The sequence below is a fragment of the Psychrobacter sp. 1U2 genome (assembly GCF_051847575.1).
On record NZ_JBPYDC010000625.1, the window covers coordinates 1 to 935 of the forward strand.

Sequence of the window (935 nt, forward strand, 5' to 3'; positions counted from 1 at the left end):
GGTGATAACTGTGCATCTATATCGGTCGTCAAGCCCCACCCTGCATAAAACGGCAAACCGTAACAAGTCACTTTTAGCCCCCGCAATAGTGCTTCAAAGCCAGTCAATGAGCTAATCGTATGTACCTCATCGACGCACTCTAAACAATCAGGCATCGCTGTATCATAGGCAACTGCTTGTACTTTTGCTAAGCACGCCTCATCAACTTTGCCTGCTCGTAGACCAGCTTCTACATCTGGATGCGGTTTATAAATTAGATAGGCATCAGGATTGTCTTGTCTGACACGCTCAATCAGACCTTGATTGGTCTTAATATCTGAGCCGCAATACTGCACTGACAGATCATCTTCTACTTGCCCAATGATAAGCAAACGTGGTCTACCAGATACCTTTGCATCCTGCATCCATTGCATTTTTTGATCGATAACGCCGGTTTTATCGGCAGCATTAACTTCCGTACCAACGTTGTATTTGCTTACTCGCTGAGTAAGCAATTTGGTTTGCAGCCTCTGCACTCGTGCATATTGCTGTGGTGTCAAGGTATCACAGTTGCGTAATAAGGTTTCTAAATCTGAGGGCTGAGTGGCATCATAATAAATACCTTGTTTGTCTATTACTACCGACAATGGTGCGAGTAATGTTGCACCCAGACCATTTGAGCGGATAAAACCATCTTCCATACAATAAATAGCTGGCATATCTGATCTTGACGGCTTTGCAAGTTTACACTGTAGTCGTTTATGGACTTGTTGACGTTTAGCTAAGCCCCATACCAATAAAGGCTGGTGATAATTGACCTTGAAATGATCCGGATGTAGTAAGTTTTTTAGACGCGGTTTTGGTTTGACAAACAATGTCGTACGCGGCAGATTGGTAAAGGCCCTAACGAAAGGCAGTTTCCAACGGCTAAACTCATATACCGTCAAATTACCTTC

Annotated in this window: 1 pseudogene; it reads right to left on the reverse strand. The window is 43.6% G+C overall.

Features of this window, described 5'->3' with window-relative positions:
- Window positions 1-680, reverse strand: a pseudogene (locus ACS8FD_RS17690) (capsular polysaccharide export protein, LipB/KpsS family); the annotation flags it as partial.
- Between the last annotated feature and the right edge of the window lie 255 nt (window positions 681-935).